The following is a 24,080-nucleotide window of genomic DNA, read 5'->3' as shown; positions in this document are numbered from 1 at the left end:
ACTATCTGGATTAACCATTACGTTACCTTAACCAGCGATCACGATTTATGTATTGTTCTTGTTTATCAAATTAACTCTTATTTACTGCAATCAGCTCACGAAAAGACGGATGATAGTCATCCCTTTCCTGTTGTATGTCACTTTTAATTCATGTTCCCCCTTGCCTATAGATTTGTTGAGTCGCTACTAAAAAATCATAGATTACTAGGGAAAAAAGTGCAAGAGTTTTTTGCCTCTATTCCATATCGCTCTAGGCGTCAAGGGACTTCAATCTTTAACAAAAAGGCTACTGGCCACTTTTATTTAATTGTATAAAAAATTAAAAATTAAGCTATTTATTCAATCAATAACCAAAAATTTGAAGCTCATAATACCTCGTTAGTTGGTTTATATTAAATTTAAAGCTAAAAAAGGTATGTATTTTACAAAAATAAAACAAAGAATAAAAAGGATAATGAATGGGGAAAAGTTTTACCTTCCTATTCCCCAACAAAAACTTAAAGCGTTCCAAAGCAATATATTGTACATACATACAATAAACTAGATATGAAGCTTTTTCCTATCCAATAGACCAAAAAAATCAGACAATCTTCTTTGTCTGATTTTTATTTAACCAATCATCAATTTGCTGATCCAAGAAACGAATCCGATCTAAAGCTTCATCATCACGAATGACCTTATAATGATGCTTACCCCCAACTTCCTCATCGGTTTCATCTGCCAGATGAACAACCTGCTGCAACGGTAGTAATTTCAGATCACCTTTTGGTAAATAGGAATCTGTATGAAGCAATATCGCTATCGCTATTTCTTTAGCTGCCTCAGGATCCTCCCCCATCCGAATTAATAATTTGTGCGCACGACTTGCTCCTTTAATCGCATGTATATCATTTTTCTTGTATAAGTCATAATCCCATTTGCCGTCCCGATACCATGTGTAATGACCGACATCGTGTAATAGTGCAGCTTTTGCAGCGTGATCGGGGTTCACATTATACTCTTTCGCCAACTTGAAAGCATTCTCTGCAACAGCAATAGCATGAGCCATGCCTGATCGTTTTAAATAGCGCTGTGTAATTGGGTGTAAAAATACTGTTTCTAAGGTTACTTTTCTCATTTTTTCTTCTCTCCTTTCCTTCCATATTTATCTAGTTATCAAAACGTTCGATCATTTCTTCGTTATCGTTCATACATGTGTAGTATATATTTAGATAAATTTATAAAACTATAGCATACATGCTAAATAAGTTGCAATAGAAATTTTCCATATGGTTAAAATTAAATATTTACTAGGTGAACTATAAATAAAGAGCCCATTTTGTCAGGAACCATACATACGGTATTTAGGAATAACAAGAGAAGCTTTTCAAGGAAACACCTTAAAACGTAAAGGTGGCATAGGTTTCCAAGTAAATTAGTTTCTAGCGACTTTTTGCTCTCCCTCCTACTCTCCGTAAAAATCGGTTTCTAACTTTCACTCGTTACATACTTTCACAAAATCGTCATATTCAATCTAAGTATTGATTGTTTTTGAATGTTTTTTAACGATTTTGATTGATTTATGTAAGCGGTTCGTATATGATAAAGACGAAACCAAGCTTGGAGTGATATTTTTTATGTTAACAGCAGAGAGACATTCTATAATTATACAATTATTAAACGAGAAACATTCTATTAAAATCCAAGATATTATTAAAGCAACTGCAGCTTCTGAGTCAACGATTCGGCGGGATTTAACAGACCTGGAAGCTCAAGGAAAACTAGTGAGAATTCACGGAGGCGCTATCTTACCTGAACGAAAACTACAGGAGTTCAGCCTAAAAGAAAAATCAACCAAAAACCTTCAGGAAAAAACAAAAATTGCACAACTGGCAGCCTGTCTCGTTGATGAAGGGGATTGTTTGTTTATTGATGCCGGAACAACAACACTCCAACTAATTCCTTACTTAAAAGATAAAGATATTGTTGTTGTAACAAATGGGCTTTCTCATGTAGAAGCATTGATCAAACATGGAATACCCACTTACATTACCGGTGGACATATAAAGGCAAAAACAGGAGCATTAATTGGCGCACAAACCGTCCAATCCATCAGCAATTACCGCTTTGATAAATGCTTTTTAGGCGTTAATGGTTTTCATATAGAGTTGGGATATACGACACCTGACCCTGAAGAGGCAATGGTGAAAAAAACCGCCCACCGACATGCCTTACAAACATTTGTCCTAGCTGACCATTCAAAGAAAAATAAAGTCAGTTTTGCCAAAATTATTAGCTTACAGGAAGCGGCTTTACTAACCGACAAGCTTTCTTTAGAAGAAATAGAACAATTTGAAAAACAAACAACCTTAAAGGTGGCAGATAAATGATTTACACATGCACAATGACACCATCCGTTGATTACACAACTTATCTTCCCTACTTTCAAGCAGGGACACTTAATCGGGCAAATCAGGTGAACTATTACCCTGGAGGAAAAGGAATAAATGTATCCAGAGTGCTTAAACGTTTCAGGATTACCTCTACTGCACTTGGGTTTATCGGAGGATTTACCGGAGACTATATTGCCCAAAAACTCGAAGAAGAAGGGATTCTTACGGAGTTTATTCAAACAAATGAAACAACACGAATTAATGTAAAAATCAAAGCATCGTCAGCAACAGAATTAAACGGACCAGCACCAATTATTTCGAAAAAACTACAGCGTGAGCTACTAGCCAAAATAAATAGCTTTGAAGAAAATGATTGGTTTGTCTTAGCAGGTAGTATTCCTAACTCCATCACTCCTGATTTTTTAGAAGTGATTGCTCGAACATGCAAGCAAGCTGGAGTCCGTTTTGTTGCCGATACTTCGGGAAAGGCATTACAACAGCTGATTAAATTAAAACCATATTTGATTAAACCAAATGAACACGAACTTGGTGAATTGTTCCATACAACAATCACAACAACAGAACAAGCTATCCATTATGGTAAAAAATTAATATCAGAAGGCATTCAGCATGTCATTATCTCTTTAGGAAGTAAAGGGGCTATTTACATTTCCAATGATATTATTGCAATTGCTGATCCATTACAAGGTGAGGTTATTAATACAGTCGGAGCTGGCGATTCCATGGTCGCTGGTTTTATCGCCGCAGATTCGTCACAAAAAAATAAAATAGACGCTTTTCGCTATGCGGTGGCTGCTGGTAGTGCAACAGCTTTCAGCAATGATTTATGTGAAAAATCATTAGTTGAATCATTAGTTCAACATGTAACAATTAGTCCATATTCTAATTAGGAAGTGAATCAGAATGAAAATAACGGAATTACTAAAAGAAGAAACCATTTTACTTGATCTAAAAGCTTCTTCTAAGCAGGAAGTAATCGATGAATTAATTAACCAGCTGGATCAAGCCGGACGATTAACGGATAAAGCAGTCTTTCGTGAAGCAATCTTACAACGAGAAGAACAAAGCACGACAGGAATTGGCGAAGGTATTGCTATCCCTCATGCGAAATCACACGCTGTTAAAACACCAAGTATTGCGTTTGGTCGATCAGCTTCAGGAATTGCCTATGACTCCTTAGATGGGAAACCTGCTTATTTGTTTTTTATGATTGCAGCAAGTGAAGGAGCCAATAATGAACATTTACAAGCATTATCACGGCTATCTACATTACTTATGGATGAACAGTTTCGTTCTAAACTAGTTAATGCCAGCAATGTAGCGCAAATACTGGAAGCTGTGAATCAAAAGGAAGCAGAATTAGATAAAAGAAACAGTGAAAAAACGAGACAAGCAGCCAGTAATATATTAGCTGTAACTGGATGTCCAACTGGTATCGCCCATACGTATATGGCTGCAGAAAAACTGTCAGAAACCGCAAAAGATATGGGTATCTCTATTAAAGTAGAAACAAATGGCTCTGATGGTGTTAAAAACCGATTAACCAAAGAAGAAATCGAAAAGGCAGATACAATTATTGTTGCTGCTGACACAAAAGTTGAGATGGACCGCTTTAATGGAAAGCCAGTTATCCAAGTTCCTGTGGGAAAAGCCATTCATGAAGCAAAGGATTTATTACAACGAGCTATTCAAAAGGATGCTCCACTCTACCGTGCAGAACAAACAAAAGACATTGCAAAAGATAGCGGAATAAAAAATGGTTTTTATAAACACCTCATGAATGGTGTTTCCAATATGTTACCATTTGTCGTTGGTGGGGGAATTTTAATTGCTCTATCCTTTTTCTGGGGAATTGAGTCCAGTAATCCAGATAGTGAGCAATATAATGCCTTTGCTGCTATGTTAAACGAAATAGGTGGAGGAAAAGCGTTCTTCCTCATGGTTCCTGTACTAGCAGGTTTCATCGCTTCAAGTATCGCTGATCGTCCGGGATTTGCACCTGGTATGGTTGGTGGTTTAATCGCTGTTACCGTTTCCGGTGTAGAAGGAGCTGGCGGATCAGGGTTTTTAGGTGGATTAATTGCTGGTTTTCTTGCTGGTTATATTACATTATTCGTGAAAAAATTATTAACAGGACTGCCGGAAGCATTAAACGGACTAAAACCTGTACTATTCTATCCATTAATCAGTATCGGAGTAACTGGTCTAATTATGATGACCATCAATCCGCCGCTAACGCAAATTTATACAGCTATTTCTTCTTTCTTAGAAGGTATGAGCGGTACGAACCAAGTACTTGTTGGAGTAATTTTAGGTGCCATGATGGCATTTGATCTCGGAGGTCCAGTTAATAAGGCGGCCTATACGTTTGGTATCGCCATGCTCGATGCCGGTAATTACACATTTATTGCGGCTATTATGGCAGCCGGAATGGTACCACCACTCGGTATGGCACTAGCAACGACTCTTTTTAAAAATAAGTTTACGAAAACAGAACGGGAAGCAGGAAAAACTTCCTATGTATTAGGTGCTTGTTTTATCACAGAGGGTGTCATCCCATTTGCAGCAGCTGACCCAACCCGCGTTATTCCTTCCGTAATGGCTGGTGCAGCAGTTACCGGCGGACTAAGTATGTTATTTGATATTGGACTGCGCGCTCCTCATGGCGGTTTATTCGTTATTGGTCTAGTTGAAGGCGGCATTACCTCTATCTTTCTCTATTTAGCATCGATTATTGTCGGAGCATTTGTTACTGCACTTCTAGCTGGAGTATGGAAGAAAAAGCTGGTGTAAACACTGGATAGCAGATAATACAATTCATAATCAAAATCACCACGAAACAAGACGGAACAGTGTCAGCTAAGCTGTTCCGTTTTCATCATCTTCTACATAAATCAGAAATGCTCCAACCGGGCTAAATCTATGTAAGCCTTTAAGCATAAGTTACTGAAGTTGTATATCTTAACACAGTAGTTACGCTCCTTATATGTACAGATAATAGAAGATATATGCTTTACCGTTTTAACCAGAATTTTTTGAATCCACCTTTAAAAAGGTTTCGTAATCATAAGGACAATGATAAGTAGAAATAAACTATTGATGATACGTTCATAGAAAAATAATTTAGCTGCCAATTGATCGTATTCATCCGGTATCTCCTCTTTTTTATACTCATTTAACATTTTTTTAATTGGCTTTGAACGTGGCGATAAAACAAGGGGGCCAAATGCTAAGGCAACCAAAAATAACAACAAGCTCAACACAAACCACACTTGCGAAAATAGATATGTCCTCAGAAAACCCATCAATAGCCCTGTTAGTAATAGCAAGGTCCCTCCTATCATCACAAACCAATGAAGTCTATCTCTGATAACGTATCCATATCGCAATTCGGTCATCGTTTGAGCTCTTTTAACAGGTAAAACCATGAAAAATCCAGGTCCCATGCCAACTATGGCAGAAAAAATATGGACAAATACTAAAACATCATAAACAGACATACTCGTTTCTCCCATCAATCCCCAATATAATAATTTACTATTTTATCTACGTCCGATCCATAAATTTCACCAAATAAATTTAAATGGACAAGTAAGTAATAAAGTTGATAAAGTGGCTTACAATCCTCATAATAGCGATCGGTTGGATAGCATGCTTCATATGCTTGATAAAAGGCCTCTGAAAAACCGCCAAATACTTCGGTAAATGCTAGATCAAAATGTCTATCTCCATATAGAAATGACGGATCAATCAGAAAGGGGACTCCGTTCTGTCCAACTATCCAATTGCCTCCCCATAAGTCTCCGTGCAGATAAGACGGAGGAATATTATTGGGTATCCAACATTCTAATTCAGAAAGTAATTTTTCCAGCTTGCTTCTCCGTTTTCCGTTGATATGATTGTTTTCTATTCCTAGCCTTAATTGGGAGCTCAAGCGACGATCTCGATAATATTCCAGCCAGTTTGTATAGTAGCCATTTGGCTGCTGTAATGTTCCAATAAATGTCGATTCATGAAAACCATGTTTTTTTCCCCTTGTTTGATGCAGTGCTGCCAAACGTTCACCTAATCGTTTATCTGTTTGTGAATGCTTGCTACCACTGATCCATTCCAGTACAAGAAAGGCTTTCCCTTTTTCATCTGAATAGTTAATTACTTCCGGAACATCAATCGTATTCTTCGATTTGATTAATTGCAGTCCTTTTGCTTCAAGTGTAAAGAAACGCTCAGGTGCATTTCGATGATACTTGATAAAATAGCTTCCCTGCTCTGTCTGGGCAACATACGCTTCATTGATTGACCCGCCTGATATTCGTCTCACATTTAATAACCGACTTGAGATGCCAGCTTGTTGTAAAGCGTGCCGAAAAAGCTGCTTCATTATAAAGCTACTCCTTTGCTAAAAAATATCATGCTAAGCAGTCATTTTAAAAAATCAATACATAGAAAGCAAATTTTCATTTTTGTTTCTGTACCAGTAAGTGTAGGGTTTTCCCTCGTCCACTACTTGAAGAAGTAGAATCACAGATAACATCTCGAGCGTCCTTGAAAAGCCATGATGTATTACTGTTGTAGCTGCTCTGTCCTTGAAAAAGAAAAGCACTTTTTCTACGTGCGGTGTGTAGCTTCCGTAGCAACTCTGTCCTTGAAAAGAAAAACACTTTTCCGCGTGCGAAGTATCGCTGTCGTGGTCTTTTCTTGTCCTGTCGTCCAGAACGAATTGGACATTTAGGTACTACTACCTCCCACTTAACTTCTATGCATTCTCTACCCCTCTTGTAGTTGAACCCTTACAGCACCTTATAATGCGGGATAAATTCATAACCAGCACCACTATAAACGCTTCATTCCTTTTTATCCTCTTTTTTAAACACAAATTTTAACAAACATATACCTTTTTTAGAGACAAAATCTTCTAGCCGAAAAACCAGCTTTAAGCATACGTAATTTTCATATCACCAGCTTTAATCCATCCTACCCTTCGAAACCATTCGGCAAGAATCAGACTTATAATTGCTGGTGCTAGGATATGTAAAACAAGTATACTCCATAGCACAGGTAGAGAAAATCCCATTGACTCTATTGTCATAATCTGTCCAACAAACCCGCTTGTTCCCATTCCAGCTCCAGACGCATTATTCGTTAAATTCAACCATACGGTAGCGAATGGTGCAATAATTGCTCCTGCTATAGTTGGCGGTAATAAAATAACTGGATTTCTAATAATGTTAGCAACTTGCAGCATCGATGTACCTATTGCCTGGGCAATAAATCCACCAAGTCCATTATCTCGAAAACTTGCAATGGCAAATCCAATCATTTGGGCAGAACAGCCTACTGTTGCTGCACCTGCAGCTAACCCATCTAAGGACAGCATAATAGCAATTGCAGCGGATGAAATCGGCGCAGTCAATGCTACACCCATTAGTATTGCAACTAAAATCCCCATCATGAAGGGCTGCTGCTCCGTAGACCAATTGATTAATTGTCCAAATCCCTGCATCATCGAATTAATCGCTGGACCTATAAATTTACCCGTCATAAATCCAACTATAATCGTTACTAATGGGGTAACAATAATATCAACTCGCGTTTCCTGATATACTAATTTACCAAATTCTGTCGCAAACACTGCTGTCACATAGCTTCCTGCCGGTCCACCTAGTTCGGCTCCAAATGCTCCTGCAAATAATGCCGAAAATAAGACTAGCGGCGGAGCTTTTAATCCATAAGCGATTGCAACACCAATTGCTCCTCCCATGATTTTTGTATCCATTGCAAAACTGCCCATTTCTACAAGGGCATTTGCTAACGATGGAGAAAATAGAGCAATAACTTGTTCCCCAAATGTTTTGATGATTAGTCCAATAATTAATGAAGAGAATAAACCTAAAGCCATATAACTGAGTGCAGTAATAAAATAGGTTCTCCCAGATAAACGAACCCCTTTTCGCTCCAAAAAACGCAACCTTTTTCCCCCTTACTATTCGTGAAGAACGTCACATTTAAAATGAAATAGATCGATTATTGCAGATTCAATCTCCATTATTACGTTAAACTCTTCTTACTGCAAGCATAACAAATGATCAATTACTTACCAAAGAGAGTTGGAGGGAACTATCTTTATAACATAGTACATCGATTAATTCTCAACAGGATAACATATTTTTTAGTTTTTTCCCATTTGTGAGGAGTTTTTAGCAAAAAGCAGTTTCATTTATTTCAAATAGTGCCCCTATTATTTCATTAGAAAATTAGAATAGCATCATATTTCTAAAGCAGGCATCCTAATAGATATGCATGAAACTTTTAAGCTGCCACTTGCTGAATATGTAATACTTTCATTGCGCCATTTTAACTTTTGATGTGGTTTATGCTTGTCTAGTAATGTATCAACGATTTGAGCTTCTTACCTAGCAGTTTCCTGCATATACTTACACAGGTGCATTTTTACTCAAGGAAGAAAAATTGCTTTTCTAGTCTTCTTGAGCTACAATTTAATTGAAAATAATTATCAATTGTAACTGTAAACAGGGGAGATGGAGTAATGGAGAATAAAAAGAATAACTCACAACTAGCTAAAATCATTCGTGAACGCCGTGCTATAAAAAAAGGATACACAGATAAAGAGGTAACAAAAGAAACCGTATTATCTTTACTGGAGGATGCTATTTGGGCTCCGACACACGGCATGCGTCAGCCATGGCGATTTATCTTTGTCGGAGCTGACAAATTACCGCAATTCGCAAAAAAAGTAGCAGCTACGTATCCGAAAGAAAGACAACAAAATCGAGAAGACTATTTAAACGAGCCTAATGCTATTTTAGTAGTTATTATGGAAGAACCCGAAGAACAGAAACAATGGGAAGAAAATTATGGTGCTGTCGCTTGTATGATTCAAAATTTTTGGTTATTAGCATGGGAAAAACAGCTCGGGGTTGTCTGGAAAACAAATCCTCATATTTATGATCCAAAAGTAAAAGAAATATTAAATGTCAAACCGAAAGAGAAAATTATCAGCTTTCTTCACTTAGGCTATTTTGATGACATACCACCTGTTAAGGAACGAATTGGTGTTAAAGAAAAATTTACAACTTTTGAAGGATAACAGATAAGGCTTGATGTCAGCTACTACATCAAGCCTCTTTTTATCCCGCATGTAAGGTGCCGTAAGACCTCGCTTCAAAATCTAAGTGGGATAAACGGCACCTAAATGCCCGATTCTTCAGGCTAACATTCAAGGAGAAAAGCATTCCTTAAATGAAGCTTCACTTTATCCCGCATGTAAGGTGCCGTAAGACTTAGCTTCAAAGTCTAAGTGGGATAAACGGCACCTAAATGCCCGATTCGTTCAGACTAACATTCAAGGAGAAAAGCATTCCTTGAATGAAGCTTCACTTTATCCCGCATGTAAGGTGCCGTAAGACCTCGCTTCAAAATCTAAGTGGGATAAACGGCACCTAAATGCCCGATTCTTTAGGCTAACATTCAAGGAGAAAAGCATTCCTTAAATGAAGCTTCACTTTATCCCGCATGTAAGGTGCCGTAAGACTTAGCTTCAAAGTCTAAGTGGGATAAACGGCACCGCTAAATATCCGATTCGCTTGAGTCGTCAATGACAAGAAAAGCTACGTAGCAGGATGCATCGCACGACGAAAAAGAATTTTTCTTTTTCAAAAATGAGAAAAAACTTCGATACATCTTGGTTTTTCAAGACATAGTTGACAACAGCAATGCACCTCACGCAGAAAAAGCGTCCTTCTTTTTCAAGGACGCCCAAGATTCTAGCCTTTGTTCAATTTCTATCAGTATGGGATAAATCCCCACGGATAGAAGTTTCACTTTTATGGAATACGTTTTCTTAGTCCCAGAGTGAGCTTTTTAGTTGATTATTTCGCTCATGACGCTCAATCGCTAATTCAATTAAGGTACTAATTAATTCTTGATAAGAAAGTCCACTTACGTCCCAAAGTTTTGGATACATACTTATCTTCGTAAATCCCGGTAATGTATTCACTTCATTTAAGTATATTTCTTCATCCTCGGTTAAAAAGAAGTCCACTCTTGCCAGACCTTCGCATTCTAAGGTTTCAAATGCTTTGACAGCAATATCCTGTACACGCTTGGTTACTTCTTCAGAAACATCCGCAGGGATAGCAAGCTCTGCTCCCTTTTCATCAATATATTTTGATTCGTAGGAGTAAAACTCTGTTTTTGGCAAAATTTCGCCTAACAAAGATGCTTTTGGATTCTCATTTCCGAGTACGGAGCATTCAATTTCTCTCCCGATAATACACTCTTCGACGACTATTTTATGATCGTAATGGAAAGCTGCCTCGATACCTTGGTAGAATTCTTCCTCTGTAGTTACTTTACTTATTCCTACAGAAGAACCTTGATTGGCAGGCTTAATAAACATCGGTGTTCCTAATTCTTCCGCCGCCTGTTCGTAATTAATTTTTTGCTTTTCCTTCTTTCGATAAACGATTCCTTTTGCTACTTTAATCCCTGCAGCTTGCAATAAACGTTTTGCAATATCCTTATCCATACAGATAGATGAGGATAATACATTTGGTCCTACAAAAGGAACATTTGCAATACGCAGCATTCCCTGCAGGCTGCCATCCTCTCCTAATGTCCCATGAACAATGGGAAACACTACATCCAGTTCATCTAAATGCCCGGCATTAGAAGCATGAATGAATTGTTTTTCCTGTTCACCGGGAACGATTGCAATCGTTTCGTTTGACTTGTTTAATTCAATGAGCTTTGGGTTATCTGCATGAAGCAGATAAGTAGACGGATTATTCAAATGCCATTTTCCTTCTTTATCAATTCCGATTAAAACAACATCATATTTATCACGATCAATTGCATCGACAATATTCTTAGCAGACTGAAGGGATACTTCATGTTCTGCAGATTTCCCCCCAAATATGATCCCGACTTTTTTCTTTTTCATAGTATTCGTCCTTCCCTTATCATACTTGTTCAAAAAGGGCAGACTGGTTAAATTTCACAACGTTTAGTGACTATATTAAAAAACAAAACACGTAAATATAAATCACTATCAAAAAACATATCCATACTGCCATGTATGAAAAACGTATAGAGCCACTAACATTTGTAACCTCCCGCAACTTAAAAGTACAATATGTGGAGAATCATTTTATTGCTTATGCTAATGAGCTTACACTGCTGGAGGATACGTAAGGCTACCGATTTCTAATTCCGTTATTTTCCCAGACTGTTTGAACAACTAACATCAATTCTTTACATGATTATAAAATAGCATAAAACAGCTTAAGCAATAAAGTAAAAAATAACAGACGACAATTATTTTTTAGTCGACTGTTACTATTATAATACGAATCGTATAATTATGCTTTGTCATTATCCAGCATTTATTTGAAACACATTCCTGCCCTCCAGATTATTTAGGTTTGCAAAGAAGTTTTGAATTTCTGCATTGCTTAATGAAGGGAAAAATATTTGACATATTTCTTTTAACTATAATGGCTTGAATGTAGAAGGATAACGAGCTAGATTGTTCACTTAAATTAGAACAATAATGATCTAAAACTTCTTTAGATGTTCGGGGCTATTCATAGACAATGATTTATCCGATTGTGCAGCATTTTAATTAATAATTCCTCAACTTCCCTACTGCTAGTTGCTCTTACCCCTAATTGATTTGGCAATTGTAAATCATATTCCAAGGAAGTAATAGGTATAGAAGAGATAATTTACTTCTTTAGGAAAAATGCTTCAATACTTGATGTGCAGCCGTTATGAATGACCACATCAGCAGCCAGTAACGGAATAACATGCACATTCGGATACGATGAAAAAATCAGTTTATACACAACGAAATCCCCCCTGGATGTGGTTTAATTACTACATACACCTCAGGAAATTTCTTACTCACATCTTTAATCATTTTACAAAATGTTCATATTGGCTTTTGGTGTACATACGTTGAGGATGCGTTTCCTTGATTCCACTGACCGCGTTATATTGGGAAAATCTTGTATTTACTAAAATAAATGGAGCAAATCGATCGCTTATACGTTGTGTATCTTCCACTATATAGTTGCCTGTACTTAAGTTATAACAGCTCCATCCGCTGATTTCCTGTTACATGGCATTTATTTGCTACTGTTGGGGGATGAGCCAAACAATTTGCTTTTGAAACCTTCCCCAACAATAAATATGTTCGAGCTTTGTTTGTATCTCTGTTCTTGCTCGATCCTGTAAATAGTTTTGTTATCTTGAATAATTCCTCATCTAATTCAACTATTTTATATCTATTCTCTCTTGCGTTTGTAATCACTTGCTTGCCAATATGCCTTGGATATCCTTTTGAGAAAAAAGCACTTGGTAGATAATGTTTTGCAACTAATTCGACCATTTTATGTTTGCCTATTTACAATGGTCTAACCTTTTATTGCTGCATATATGCTAGTAACGACTTTACATCCAAATCTCTTACTTTTACTTTCACAGGTAAGCATTGCCTTTTGTGTTCATCCTTCTCTACCTTCCTTATCACGATTTTCAGAAACAACGGAACACCTTCATGTCTGCATTATCTATCTAGCATATTAAAAATCTCTTCAAATTCATTCTTATTTTCATCGATCATGGAGTCGAGGTTAGCTTCTATTTGCTCTAGTATATCTGTATCTAATGGATCAATGCGATGATCATATTTACTATCCATATTCATAAACAAATAGGTCATCATCATTTGTAGCATATTATTTTCTAAATAGACGAAACTTCTATTGTTAGCTTGCAAATCTTGACTTATCGTTTCCAAGTGATTCTTTATAAATAAATGGACAGATTGCTTAAATAACGTTTCCATTTCCTCATTCTTCATGGTCATCTTCCTCCTTTACATTTCCACTAATACTGATTTGATTTAGTGCAGCCATTCCTTCCTCCATCTCATCTCCATACGTAAACCCTGTAACATTGCCCACATAGGACATAGTAGGAATCCACTTTAATTGGAAGTTTTGAAAGGTTAATGTTTCTTGCGGATTCAATATTTGTTGATTGCTTGGTTTTAACCAAAATTCTTCTTGATTATCTGCATCATTTATTCTTAACCATGCATTGGCGAGCTTCATCTTTTGTTGGGTATCTTGATAAAAATATTTACCGGAGAAGTCAAATACAACTTCAGAGCCTAACTTTATACAAATAAATGGATTATGCAGCGGCTTACAACCTAAATTTTTTATATGATAAGAACCAACAATAAAATTTTCGCCCTCTTGTTCATGATTCAGATTAAGCGAATATGTAAAATAACTGATAATTTTTAATTGCTTTGTCTGCATTTCCTTTGCTAATGATTTTAAGTCCTTTAAATACGTATCATTTATTTTTTGTAAGTGCAGCAGCTTTTTTTGTATGTTTTTAAGTTTTTCCAATTCCATAACCCTCCTAAATAAAAAATAAAAGAGAGGATATGCTCCTCTCTTAATAACTTATGCCGACAGCTTACCCATTATCACCATTCGTTGGGAAAATAACTGGACATTGCGGTGGCATAGTTGGCGTAGGACACGGAGTAATTGGCAGAACATCTCTTGGTTCACAGAATTCTGCTACAATTTCAAGAGTTACTTCAAATGTTGATTGAATGCTTTGACATAGACGAACAGTAAGCGTTACATCAAGTTGATTTGGCTCAATTGTATCGTCACAAGCAGCGGTACATACAAAACAATCTAAATCTGTGTAACATACATCAATCTCTGTTCCATCAGGCGCACAAAGAACCACTTGTTCACAGCGTGTGAAATCTGCTTCACACACCTCTACTGTTCCTCCCCCAAGTTCTGGTAATAAATCAACAAAAACTGTTACTACAAAGTTTTTACGGATGTTTACCAGCTGTAACGTTACCTCCGTACCATCAATGATAAAATCCTGATCTACTCGATCCAAAATAACAATCGGATTCGTAGCACTAGGCGTAACTGTACATGTAACTGTATCTATATCGATATCTTCACATGTTAACTGTTCACCGGTATTAGGATTTAATGGCAATTCCAAATCCATCAAGTTTAAATCAAAAGTTGATTCATTAAGAATCCAGTCATATACTTTCTCTGTGTTAATACATAGGAGTTCCTGACCTCCAGATAAATTATTTGCCTGCATATAGCAAACACCTCCGAATAAGATTAATTTCTTTCATTGGTAGCCTATGAATAAAGCCCGCAAACGGTATAGTAATATAGCGGAATTGTTATAAAAATCATTGGAATTAGGTAATCGTCATAATCATAAGCATCTTTACAATTTAACGTTTAAATCAAGAAATCTGTGCATAAAATGGGGATATCAAAGCAATCATGTTCTGAATTTTTTTAAAATGCACTTTTGTCACATATTGCTGTTTCATAAATAGTATATTAATGTGCTGTAAAAGGGTGAATGAAAATGTATCGATATGAGTTGTATAATGTTGATGATATTGATAGGTTAAAAAAAGAGCTCGATTCCTACAAGCAAACTGTTAGAACAGTGACAGAGGGAAAATTAATTAAAGATTATCTTAAGACCAAAGAGGACTTTTATGATTTAAAGATGGAAATTTTTAAACTAAAAGGAGAAATGAAAGCTATGGAAAATAATTATCAAGAAAAGATTTATAATCATCAAATGGAAGAACAATATCTCACTAAACAACTTACATCTATTACGAGTTCCTTACAACAATTAAATCAAAAAGTTCAAATGATTAAAAATCAATTTGAACAATTGCCATTTAATGATCTTTCTGAAAAGATAAACCAATTAATAAATACTCAAAATACAAAATCTGAGGAGCAGAAAAAAGAGCTTAAAAATGTAATAGAAGAAATCTCACAAATAAAAAGATTAATGAAAACGAAGGAAGAGGATACTACAGCCAAAAATAGTCGTTCCGTTAAAAGGTCAGAATATAAACAATTACAAAGCATCCTACAATTTCCCAACAATGTTGAACAATCATTAAACAAAAAAAAAAATAACCAAGTAAACAGACAGAAATATAGTTTTACAAAGCCAAACAATGAAAACTCCTATTGTGTCCACCATTATGATTCACAGGATTCTGAAACCATTTCCATGAGTAAGGCAAAGAAGACGTTCCGAAATGCTCAATATGAAATAAATAAAAATATTATAACTCGTACAGCAACTCCCAACAATAAATCACAAGATGAAAGCAAAATGGAAAGCCTCGATACAGACAACACTTTAATTTCTTATGAAGATCATACTCCTACTGAAAATGACAGTTCATCCTTTGAAAATAATGTAGAGGAAGAAAAAGCGCCAAACCTTGAAATAGAAGAAACGTTAGAAAATAATACCGAGTCTATTGATAACCAGTTAGATGCAACAAATAGTAACTCAGAGCACTTAGAAGAATCAAATAAAAAACCAGACTTTACTTCATTCCTTTCCCTATTTAAAAGAGGATAAGATGAACCATGAGCAGATAATTATCCCACTATCTATACACAATCAAATGGTTGAGCATGGAAATTCAGCATTACCCTACGAAGCGTGTGGTGTATTAGCAGGAAATCAGGGGAATGTACAATCTATTTGGCACTTAGAGAACGAGTGGAAGTCTGATAGACGTTTTTATGTAAGTAAGCATGAAGTTGAGCGTACGATGAAGAGAATTAAACAAGTAAACCAGAATGTTCTTGCTATCTATCATTCTCACCCTTATACAGCACCAATACCTTCCACATTAGACATTGCTAATCACCCTGCTGACAACGTGAAAATGGTCATCATATCCTTTAAAGGGGGATCTCCCTTAGTTAAATGGTACCGAATACGTGATGCAAACTATGAAAAATGCCTTTTTTGGATAGATCCCTCACGATAGCCCAACCATTACCGAAAAATAATACTATAATACATTATAACACCTAAGGAGTTGAGGAATGTTGAAGACGAAAAAAATAAAGAAAGCAGAGGGTACCTATACTAAGATAAAGACGTCCTTGAAGCCAATTGTATTGGATTCATCACCGTCGATTAAAAGAGGAATGTTCCGAAGAGGCGGCTGTTGTGGTAAGGTAAAATAACACAAAAGACCAGTTACATCCTCCGAATAGGTTCTATGAACGGTCTAGAATAAAGGTCTTACTCTTATTTAAATAAACTTATTCCATAGAGGTTATCTTATTGGAATTTAGAATTATAGCAAATTGTAGAATATAGATATCGCTATTTATAATTTATATCTATATACGCAATTAAGCGATAATCCAATTTCTAATAAATAGCCTCTTTCTTTATCATTTCATAACTTTTCCTCATTTTCATGCACTGCATTTTTAAAAATAAAGACATATAACAGATGCCTACTTATATATATCCCCCCAAAAACACCCCGTTCAATAAGATGGCCTGCTGATAAAGTTGGTTCCTTCCCACATTAAGTGAAATATCTCCTCTTTTTGCAAAAATTATTCCAAACCTCCTTTTTAGCAAATTACAATTACTTTAAACTACAAGGCTTTTGGACAGCCCTTGTTTTAACTTGCAAGCATACTAGAAAATAAAGCCTATCATTCAGCTACTTATTTATTTAAAACTTCTAATTATATGTAGATAGGGGAATGACTTAATAATCAAAAAGTCCAATCACAAAGTGGCTTTGGCTAATACTATAATCTTGAAGATAACATTTTATTTTCGAAAAAAGAGTTTACGAAAGGAGGGAGGATGTAATGTCCTCTAAAAAATGTTTCAGTAGTGTTGTAATGACTGGGAAGCAAGTTAAAAAGCACAGACCCCGCAAAAAACATGATTGCTGTAAAGATGATTGCTGTAAACGCGGAACTTGCAAATGCAACTTTAAAAAGCAAGAACTCAAAGAAACTAAATTAAATAGTGATTGTTTTGTAGTTAATTCCTTGGTAGGTGCCAAATCCGTTCAAAAGGTGGCCGAAAGATTTTTTGAACTTGCAGATTTAGGTATAGCAGACCTTGATGATATCATTTCTATAACCGTTACACCTAATCTAGCTGGAATTACTCAAAATGCTAGAATCATTAAGGATAAAGTCGTAAACATTGGACTTGTTCCGGCCACCATTACAATATCGGTAGTGGGGGTAGCTCTTCCTATTACGTTAACAACCAGTATCCCTTTCCAAGCGCATACGGATTTTCCAGGAGCATGTCCACAAGATCTGCTACAGGAATCACCGCTTGAAGTTGAGGGAATCTTCACTCAGGAGGTTCCGGGCATCGAGATTGGCGGCGTAGTAACATTAGCAGGTATTTTAGTTAAAGTTGTATTACGTACAACTATTACCGTCACTCGTCCAGTTATTAAGGATGCCGAAGGGCATTTTTGTGATGTAGATCCTAATCGCTGTGAAACGCTAGGCACTCCACCATCATTCAATTTTCCAGCACCACCTAATGGTAACGGAGGTACGCCATAATACGAAAATTCAACGAATCGGTACCACTTCGAAAAGTGGTACCGATTCAACCTTTACAGAAGCTGAATATGCTATCTCCTGCATTTATTAGGTTCAATTTGGCTCCGTTATTTTAAAAAGAAGAAGCAGTATTTCAACCGTATGATGATCTTCTCTATTCTCCTAGATATATCCTTATAGTAGTCGAACATTTAAAAAGCATCTGCAAGTTTACAAAAAAATATTTACAGAAAAGGCTTGATTTTTTGATTTATCTTTTTTGTTATTATCACAACAACAAACCAAAATATTTAAGTAATGAGAAAGAATAGTAATCTAATATTACACCTTAGAGATCTAATGGCCGTGGTAATCAGTGTGATAGCATTAGAAGATTGGGCTTCCGCAATTTCCAAACCAAACTATGTATGTAGTAGAATTTGGAAAATTTGTCCTCATCGTTACCTGAGACGAATAGAAAAATTAATTCTTTGCTATTGTCGGAGTAAGCTACATGGCAGTTAATAAAGGTGGTATACGGTCCCTTCGTCACAAAAAGGACGAGGGGCTTTTAATTGTCTAAAAAATCGGATAATTGATAATCATTTTTGTATGGTATTTATACACACCAGCTCCAGGCTAGTCCCTCTATCATAATCAACTGTACATTAAAATAATTATATGCTCTAAACCTTATGGAAAATATTATATATGGTGTATCTTATTAAATACCCCAAGAAATTCGATTAGCTCATCTGATAAGTTATCCTGTTTTTATTTTGCAACCGAAACATCTCCTATCTTTTTCAGAGTTTTATATCCATGTCGTTGTTTTTTAATGGACCCGTTCGGATGCCAAGTATGAGCCCACATATTGAGTTAATCTAGGGTCATTCGAAAATCTAATCTCTTTTCCGTCCTTCACTGCCTCATCCAACGCTGGAACATTAAAGTATTCAAACATTTCATCATTAGTTAGTCGACACTTTTCTTGAATCTTGCTCCATTCACTTCTAAGTCAAGGTACATAGAGCCTTTTCCAGCTCGTCCATTATAAGAATCTGGACCGAGCTTTTCAATCCACCTAATAAGCCGACACATAATGATTTAAAAACCAAGATATTCTGAATCCTTAATTGATAGGTAAAAGCACCTGTTTTTTCCCTATTTTTACTTAAAATTGAAATATTTACATATATTTATTTTTAATAGATGATATTAGATTATTCCTATTAATACTTCTCATTAAATAATTACAAAATTTTGGTTGTATTGCATAAGGTACACATCAATTAACAATAATCTAAAGAGAATTTGTTTTTTAAGTTAAATGAACTGGAAAATTTAACAGAAGAATTTGATAAATTCAATCAACTAGATAAAACCTTTTGAGCTAGTCGTATTAGGCAAATTAAAAGAGGAATTAAATGTCCCTATTCTATCAGAAAATGAACTTATGAGAATATAAAGGACATAATATTCTATTCGTCAGCAGTAAACGAGAAAGAGAAACGCTAATTAAATACATATATGCTTAATTGGAAAAAATAAAACACCAATAAATGACTGTTTTTCGATAAAGTATTTTAATGATCTTTTAGCACTATACAAATAAAACAAGAGTAAATTAAAGAAATTGAAGCAGCTTAGAAAATAACTAATTCTCAAAGAATAGAATTCAATTAATTTCGTTTAATAATAGAGTAACAGATAGATTTCTGCATTCAAAAATTATTTATCACGTAACAAGTTTCACCAAAAGAATAGGCGATGTAGAAATAAGTAAAATTTATTCTTGGTGAGTGCTCTTTCACGTGATGTTGGACATCAGGTGAAAAAGAATTAACGAGAATAATGGCTAATTTTGTGACTTTTTTGATTTGCAAATGGCAAAAGCTGCCGGCGTTCATTCTTGTGGCGTAACATGGGGGAGTCAATTATACAAAATAGAGGTGATGTTTTAAAATTACATCACCCTACTTACAGATATCAGAAGCTACTAACGTAATACAGCTTTCATGAATGTTTCCATTTCTCCCCCTAAGGTGTTCAATTGTTCAATGATTTCACTAAACTCCTGCACAAGATTTGCTTGTTCATTGGAAGCACCTTTAATCTGTAGCATGCTTTCTTTTAAGCTTTCCAAGTTATTTTTGACACTATGGAGAGACCCTTCAATTTCTTCTGTTGCCTTTGACGTTTCCATAGATAATTTGCGTACTTCCTGAGCAACGATGTTAAAACCAGCACCATGCTGTGCTGCACGCGCTGCTTCAATGGAAGCATTAAGACCGAGTAAGTTTGTTTGACGTGAAATGTCTCTGATCAACTCAGTAATCATATTCGTTCGATCAGAGTCTTCTAAAGCATGAGCTGTTTGTTCATTGATCTCATCACTAGTAGCTGCCAACTCTTCTGAATGAGATGCAATTGTATGCACTTTATCTTGCAAGTTATTCGTAATCGAATTGATAGTTCCCATGTATTCTTCAAGCTTCTCTTGATTATCAACCGGCAACCCAAAAGCTAGTGCACCAGCGACTTGGTGATTCTCATAAATGGGAAAAGCAAAAGCACGGAGCGGGACACCGTACACATCTTTTGGTATATAAACATTTGTTTCTTTTCCTTGTAAAGCGCCTGTGATGTTCTCGTCAGCCGCATTATAAACATCCCCTACAACATTTCCCGTATGAACACGTTTACCAGGCATATAACTGACTAATGTTTTGTTTTCTTTTTCTACAACCGTAACGATCGCCTCTTCTTTAAATGCTCTGTGAATATAAGGGGTCGCTATGGCTAGAGCTTCTAAGATGTTCATCATACTAATCTCCTTTTGATTGAAAATAAAGAACAAGTACTAACTCAATTATTATACAATGATCTAGTATACTAAAATATAAAGTTTATGTATATTTTAATAGATAATAGATAAATGAAAAAAACCTTCTAAATATAAAACAGATAAATCGCTTTCTAAAAAAGAACTTACAAACAAATAATCTTTATTTGACTTTATTTATTGAAATGATTGCATGTTAAAATAGATATTTTTCAAGTAAAACTCGTTCAGTGGGTTTTTCACCCTAAAGCGACATAAATCACTGCCTATTATGAAGATTAGTAAAAAACGCCATCCGGTGCTCCCCTTTTTTAATGCTTAGACCATTAATTTGATGAAGATTGTTGACAGCATTAAAAAAAAGAAAAAAAGGGTTGACTTTTTCATAAATCTCTTTTAACATTGTTTTCAATAAATCAAAATATTTAAGTAATGACGAAGAGTAGTAATCTAGCGTTACACTTTAGAGAGCTGATGGCAGGTGAAAATCAGTGTGATAGCATTAGATGAATGGACTTCCGAGCTTCCAAACCGAACCGTTTATGTAGTAGGCTTTGGCGAATTCGTCTCATCGTTACCTGAGACAAATAGCAAATTTTACTTCTTTGCTATTGCCAGAGTGAACTGCATTGCAGTTAATAAAGGTGGTACCACGGTCCCCCGTCCTTTTTGTGACGAGGGACTTTTTTAATTGTCTAGGAAACTGTTGGATATGATAATCATTTTTTTATTTATCCATACAGCTACACGCCTTACCCCTTGAGGCCGATTCACTCCTTCCGCCAAGCAATCAGCCTCCTTGTGGGAGTGCTTGCCGGGGATGATCAAGGCGCTTTTAGTTTTTATTCTAGAATAGATTTTTACATGGTGGATCATTTTTTGAAAAAGCAGTTACTTCTAGTTTTTTGTACTTGAATCAGAAAAAATCGATGCGTAAGAGGAGTAAGCTTGAATGAAGCGTTTTTAGAGAACTAGTGATGGTGGGATGCTAGTACGTGGAATCAAGCTGAATGGACTTACAAGAGGCTTCCTGAACTATATAGTAGGGAAGCACGGAGTTCCGCCGTTATACGGATAGGATATCGGAATGAGCATGTGATATAATTCTTGTTACTTTTCTAAATTCCCGTATCTGAATAAGATAAAAAGCTATATGCTTTTTAAAAGAGGTGGCACCGCGGTCATCTATCGTCCTCTATTAACACTGAATTATGTGTTTATAGAGGTTTTTTTTTGTCTAGGGCTAGTTCCACCCACGTTACGTTATCAACCAACGTTAAAATAAGACCCTATTCAATACTCTACACCAACCCAAAAAAAGGAGTGGAAAAAGTGAAACACCTATTAAAAGAAGCTCCATATCGACTATTAAAGTTAAACGCTGATACGTTAACACCAATTGAAATTTATATGCGTTTAACCGGAAAGAAGAAATTTTTATTGGAAAGCACGTTCGAACATGAAACGAAAGGAAAGTATTCCTTTATTGGCTGTGACCCTTATGAGGAGGTAATCGGCATTGGAGAACAGACAAAAGTATTTAATTATCGAACAAATAAAACGACCGCCATTAAGCAGCATGCACTGTCTTATCTGGAGCAAGAGCTGCCACAAATCAAACTAAGTCTACCGGTTCCTTTTTACGGTGGTGCGGTCGGCTATATGAGCTATGACGCTATTCGTTCTATTGAATACATCGGGGACAGATTACCGAATGATTTAGCTATGCCCGACATTCACTTTATGTTAGTCCAAAATCTCATTGTTTTTGATCATGCTACTGAGACGGTCTATCTTATAGCAATTCGTTTGCCTGATAATCAAGACAGCGATTTGGATAAGCAATTAAGCGATCTCAAACAGCAATTATTAAAGCAACGTCCCTTGAAAGAATCAACAGCAATGAATTTACGCTTTCAACCGGAAATAGAAAAAGATAGATTCATCGAAAAAGTAAAGCTGGCGAAAAAATATATTGAACAAGGAGAAATATTTCAAGTCGTTCTTTCACAGCGGATGAAAGCACAATTAAATACCGATCCATTCTCGTTTTATCGCCAATTGCGAAAAGTAAATCCATCCCCTTATATGTTTTATATCGATTTTTTCGATTATTGCTTACTTGGTACTTCACCAGAAAGCTTAATTCAGACAAACGGAAAGTCGGTTATAACGAATCCCATTGCCGGTACTAGACCACGCGGTAAAACAAGAGATGAAGATGAAGAGAGGATGAAGGAGCTGTTAAATGATCCAAAGGAAATTGCTGAACATCGAATGTTAGTTGACTTAAGCAGAAATGATCTTGGGCGAGTTTGCGAAATTGGCAGTATCACTATCCCCACATACATGGCAATCGAAAAATACGAACATGTTATGCACATTGTATCTGAAGTGCAAGGCAGGTTAAGAAATGACAGAACCCCATTTGACGCACTCCGTTCATGTCTTCCAGCAGGAACGGTTTCCGGGGCACCCAAAATAAGAGCGATGCAAATTATTAATGATTTGGAAGACTTTGAACGGGGGGTATATGGAGGAGGGATAGGTTTTATAAATTATAATCATGACATTAGTATCGCCCTTGCGATTCGATCACTCGTCATTAAAGGAGACCATGCATATTTACAAACAGGGGCTGGAGTTGTCTTTGATTCCGATCCGGAAAAGGAATATGAAGAAACATTATTCAAAGCAAAGTCACTTACGGAGGTGCGAACCAATGATTTTATTAATTGATAATTTCGATTCTTTTACCTTTAACATTTATCAATATGTTGCTGAAACTGGCTACGATGTACATGTAGTCCGCAATAATCGCATTTCTGTTAACGAAGTCAACGAGCTCTGTCCAGAAGCAATTATTATTTCTCCAGGACCAGGGCTGCCACAGCAATCCGGCGCTTGCCTTGATATCGTTAAAACCTTTTATACAACGTTTCCCATCCTTGGTATTTGTTTGGGCCATCAAATTATTGGTGCAGCACTAGGTGGAAAATTACGACAGGCAAAGCAAATCATGCATGGTAAAACATCGCTCGTAACTCACAAAGGGCTTGGGATTTTTCAATATTTATCACAACCGCTTGAAGTCATGCGTTATCACTCCTACACTATCGAACCAGCCTCTTGCCCGCCACAGTTGGAGATTATGGCAACATCTATGGATGATCATGAAATAATGGCTATTCAACACCAAATTTATCCGGTGTATGGTGTGCAATTTCATCCAGAATCGGTAGGTACAACCGTTGGAAAGAAAATTACCCGTAATTTTGTGGATGATGTAACTACTAGGAAAATGGTCCCTACCAACTGGAGTGAAAGCTAGCTTCACTCAAAACGACGGGGAATTGCCCCCTAAAATAAAAAGCT

At 36.2% G+C, this 24,080-nt stretch carries 20 protein-coding genes and 2 other annotated features; of the genes, 10 read left to right on the top strand and 10 right to left on the bottom strand.

Annotation, left to right across the window (positions count from 1 at the left end):
- Window positions 1-580: 580 nt before the first annotated feature.
- Window positions 581-1,117, bottom strand: a complete 537-nt coding sequence (locus BN1066_RS10565; RefSeq protein ID WP_077319404.1) for an HD domain-containing protein — start codon at window positions 1,115-1,117, stop codon at window positions 581-583.
- Between the two features lie 499 nt (window positions 1,118-1,616).
- Here BN1066_RS10565 and BN1066_RS10560 point away from each other — a divergent pair, with 499 nt between their 5' ends.
- From BN1066_RS10560 to BN1066_RS10550, 3 genes are read left to right on the top strand one after another with little or no spacing between them, the layout of a single operon-like run.
- Complete coding sequence (locus BN1066_RS10560) at window positions 1,617-2,369, top strand: DeoR/GlpR family DNA-binding transcription regulator (RefSeq protein WP_077319403.1); 753 nt, start codon at window positions 1,617-1,619, stop codon at window positions 2,367-2,369.
- Window positions 2,366-3,283 (top strand): 1-phosphofructokinase, encoded by a 918-nt coding sequence (pfkB, locus tag BN1066_RS10555; RefSeq protein ID WP_077319402.1) that lies wholly within the window; start codon window positions 2,366-2,368, stop codon window positions 3,281-3,283. The genes BN1066_RS10560 and pfkB overlap by 4 nt, the downstream gene beginning before the upstream one ends.
- 13 nt (window positions 3,284-3,296) lie before the next feature.
- Complete coding sequence (locus tag BN1066_RS10550) at window positions 3,297-5,186, top strand: PTS fructose transporter subunit IIABC (RefSeq protein WP_077319401.1); 1,890 nt, start codon at window positions 3,297-3,299, stop codon at window positions 5,184-5,186.
- A gap of 254 nt (window positions 5,187-5,440) precedes the next feature.
- Here BN1066_RS10550 and BN1066_RS10545 read toward each other — a convergent pair whose 3' ends face one another.
- From BN1066_RS10545 to BN1066_RS10535, 3 genes are all read right to left on the bottom strand, one after another.
- Window positions 5,441-5,893 carry a DUF2269 family protein gene (locus tag BN1066_RS10545; protein ID WP_077319400.1) on the bottom strand — a complete coding sequence of 151 codons (453 nt, stop codon included), beginning with the start codon at window positions 5,891-5,893 and terminating at the stop codon, window positions 5,441-5,443.
- 14 nt (window positions 5,894-5,907) lie between these two features.
- Complete coding sequence (locus BN1066_RS10540) at window positions 5,908-6,774, bottom strand: fructosamine kinase family protein (protein WP_077319399.1); 867 nt, start codon at window positions 6,772-6,774, stop codon at window positions 5,908-5,910.
- A gap of 552 nt (window positions 6,775-7,326) precedes the next feature.
- Window positions 7,327-8,361 carry a PTS sugar transporter subunit IIC gene (locus BN1066_RS10535; protein ID WP_077319398.1) on the bottom strand — a complete coding sequence of 345 codons (1,035 nt, stop codon included), beginning with the start codon at window positions 8,359-8,361 and terminating at the stop codon, window positions 7,327-7,329.
- Window positions 8,362-8,940: 579 nt separating this feature from the next.
- Here BN1066_RS10535 and BN1066_RS10530 point away from each other — a divergent pair.
- On the top strand, window positions 8,941-9,501 hold the full coding sequence (locus tag BN1066_RS10530) for a nitroreductase family protein (RefSeq protein WP_077319397.1): 561 nt from the start codon (window positions 8,941-8,943) through the stop codon (window positions 9,499-9,501).
- A 753-nt stretch (window positions 9,502-10,254) separates the two neighbouring features.
- Here the strand turns inward: BN1066_RS10530 and ddlA are convergent.
- The 5 genes from ddlA to BN1066_RS10505 form a co-directional block, all read right to left on the bottom strand.
- The gene (gene ddlA / locus BN1066_RS10525; RefSeq protein WP_077319396.1) at window positions 10,255-11,355 is read right to left on the bottom strand and encodes a D-alanine--D-alanine ligase; all 1,101 of its coding nucleotides are present in this window, start codon (window positions 11,353-11,355) and stop codon (window positions 10,255-10,257) included.
- 1,146 nt (window positions 11,356-12,501) lie between these two features.
- On the bottom strand, window positions 12,502-12,804 hold the full coding sequence (locus tag BN1066_RS10520; protein ID WP_077319395.1) for a hypothetical protein: 303 nt from the start codon (window positions 12,802-12,804) through the stop codon (window positions 12,502-12,504).
- 177 nt (window positions 12,805-12,981) lie between these two features.
- Window positions 12,982-13,278, bottom strand: coding sequence for a hypothetical protein (locus tag BN1066_RS10515; protein ID WP_077319394.1), 297 nt, complete (start codon window positions 13,276-13,278; stop codon window positions 12,982-12,984).
- A complete protein-coding gene (locus BN1066_RS10510) occupies window positions 13,268-13,837 on the bottom strand; it encodes a hypothetical protein (RefSeq protein ID WP_143695787.1) in 570 nt (189 codons plus the stop codon). Before BN1066_RS10510 ends, BN1066_RS10515 begins: the two co-directional genes overlap by 11 nt.
- Before the next feature lie 70 nt (window positions 13,838-13,907).
- Window positions 13,908-14,576, bottom strand: a complete 669-nt coding sequence (locus tag BN1066_RS10505) for a BMQ_0737 family morphogenetic spore coat protein (protein WP_077319392.1) — start codon at window positions 14,574-14,576, stop codon at window positions 13,908-13,910.
- A 297-nt stretch (window positions 14,577-14,873) separates the two neighbouring features.
- On the opposite strand from BN1066_RS10505, the gene BN1066_RS10500 reads away from it, so the two are divergent.
- The 4 genes from BN1066_RS10500 (at window position 14,874) to BN1066_RS10490 (ending at window position 17,881) form a co-directional block, all read left to right on the top strand.
- On the top strand, window positions 14,874-15,890 hold the full coding sequence (locus BN1066_RS10500) for a hypothetical protein (RefSeq protein ID WP_143695785.1): 1,017 nt from the start codon (window positions 14,874-14,876) through the stop codon (window positions 15,888-15,890).
- A 1-nt stretch (window position 15,891) separates the two neighbouring features.
- Window positions 15,892-16,308, top strand: a complete 417-nt coding sequence (locus tag BN1066_RS10495; RefSeq protein ID WP_077319390.1) for a M67 family metallopeptidase — start codon at window positions 15,892-15,894, stop codon at window positions 16,306-16,308.
- A 58-nt stretch (window positions 16,309-16,366) separates the two neighbouring features.
- On the top strand, window positions 16,367-16,510 hold the full coding sequence (locus BN1066_RS20235; RefSeq protein ID WP_179104355.1) for a hypothetical protein: 144 nt from the start codon (window positions 16,367-16,369) through the stop codon (window positions 16,508-16,510).
- Between the two features lie 648 nt (window positions 16,511-17,158).
- On the top strand, window positions 17,159-17,881 hold the full coding sequence (locus BN1066_RS10490; protein ID WP_077319389.1) for a hypothetical protein: 723 nt from the start codon (window positions 17,159-17,161) through the stop codon (window positions 17,879-17,881).
- A 1,978-nt stretch (window positions 17,882-19,859) separates the two neighbouring features.
- On the opposite strand, the gene BN1066_RS10485 is transcribed toward BN1066_RS10490, so the two are convergent.
- Complete coding sequence (locus tag BN1066_RS10485) at window positions 19,860-20,684, bottom strand: methyl-accepting chemotaxis protein (protein WP_077319388.1); 825 nt, start codon at window positions 20,682-20,684, stop codon at window positions 19,860-19,862.
- Between the two features lie 444 nt (window positions 20,685-21,128).
- Window positions 21,129-21,376 (top strand) — a binding site (T-box leader).
- A gap of 249 nt (window positions 21,377-21,625) precedes the next feature.
- Window positions 21,626-21,904 (top strand) — a binding site (T-box leader).
- Window positions 21,905-22,037: 133 nt separating this feature from the next.
- Here BN1066_RS10485 and trpE point away from each other — a divergent pair.
- Window positions 22,038-23,444, top strand: a complete 1,407-nt coding sequence (gene trpE / locus BN1066_RS10475; protein ID WP_281250269.1) for an anthranilate synthase component I — start codon at window positions 22,038-22,040, stop codon at window positions 23,442-23,444.
- The gene (locus tag BN1066_RS10470; protein WP_077319386.1) at window positions 23,428-24,036 is read left to right on the top strand and encodes an anthranilate synthase component II; all 609 of its coding nucleotides are present in this window, start codon (window positions 23,428-23,430) and stop codon (window positions 24,034-24,036) included. The genes trpE and BN1066_RS10470 overlap by 17 nt, the downstream gene beginning before the upstream one ends.
- Window positions 24,037-24,080: the final 44 nt, after the last annotated feature.

The sequence above is a fragment of the Virgibacillus proomii genome, from assembly GCF_900162615.1.
Lineage (GTDB): Bacteria > Bacillota > Bacilli > Bacillales > Amphibacillaceae > Virgibacillus > Virgibacillus proomii.
This window is presented reverse-complemented; position numbering and strand designations above follow the sequence as displayed.

Bases quoted from the DNA above. Each gene is read 5' to 3' on its own strand.
- BN1066_RS10515 (WP_077319394.1), bottom strand. From the start codon at position 13,278: ATGAAGAATGAGGAAATGGAAACGTTATTTAAGCAATCTGTCCATTTA.
- BN1066_RS10470 (WP_077319386.1), top strand. From the start codon at position 23,428: ATGATTTTATTAATTGATAATTTCGATTCTTTTACCTTTAACATTTAT.
- BN1066_RS10490 (WP_077319389.1), top strand. From the start codon at position 17,159: ATGTCCTCTAAAAAATGTTTCAGTAGTGTTGTAATGACTGGGAAGCAA.
- BN1066_RS10485 (WP_077319388.1), bottom strand. From the start codon at position 20,684: ATGAACATCTTAGAAGCTCTAGCCATAGCGACCCCTTATATTCACAGA.
- BN1066_RS10505 (WP_077319392.1), bottom strand. From the start codon at position 14,576: ATGCAGGCAAATAATTTATCTGGAGGTCAGGAACTCCTATGTATTAAC.
- BN1066_RS10550 (WP_077319401.1), top strand. From the start codon at position 3,297: ATGAAAATAACGGAATTACTAAAAGAAGAAACCATTTTACTTGATCTA.
- BN1066_RS10565 (WP_077319404.1), bottom strand. From the start codon at position 1,117: ATGAGAAAAGTAACCTTAGAAACAGTATTTTTACACCCAATTACACAG.
- BN1066_RS10520 (WP_077319395.1), bottom strand. From the start codon at position 12,804: ATGGTCGAATTAGTTGCAAAACATTATCTACCAAGTGCTTTTTTCTCA.
- BN1066_RS10530 (WP_077319397.1), top strand. From the start codon at position 8,941: ATGGAGAATAAAAAGAATAACTCACAACTAGCTAAAATCATTCGTGAA.
- ddlA (WP_077319396.1), bottom strand. From the start codon at position 11,355: ATGAAAAAGAAAAAAGTCGGGATCATATTTGGGGGGAAATCTGCAGAA.
- pfkB (WP_077319402.1), top strand. From the start codon at position 2,366: ATGATTTACACATGCACAATGACACCATCCGTTGATTACACAACTTAT.
- BN1066_RS20235 (WP_179104355.1), top strand. From the start codon at position 16,367: ATGTTGAAGACGAAAAAAATAAAGAAAGCAGAGGGTACCTATACTAAG.
- BN1066_RS10495 (WP_077319390.1), top strand. From the start codon at position 15,892: ATGAACCATGAGCAGATAATTATCCCACTATCTATACACAATCAAATG.
- BN1066_RS10545 (WP_077319400.1), bottom strand. From the start codon at position 5,893: ATGTCTGTTTATGATGTTTTAGTATTTGTCCATATTTTTTCTGCCATA.
- BN1066_RS10560 (WP_077319403.1), top strand. From the start codon at position 1,617: ATGTTAACAGCAGAGAGACATTCTATAATTATACAATTATTAAACGAG.
- BN1066_RS10540 (WP_077319399.1), bottom strand. From the start codon at position 6,774: ATGAAGCAGCTTTTTCGGCACGCTTTACAACAAGCTGGCATCTCAAGT.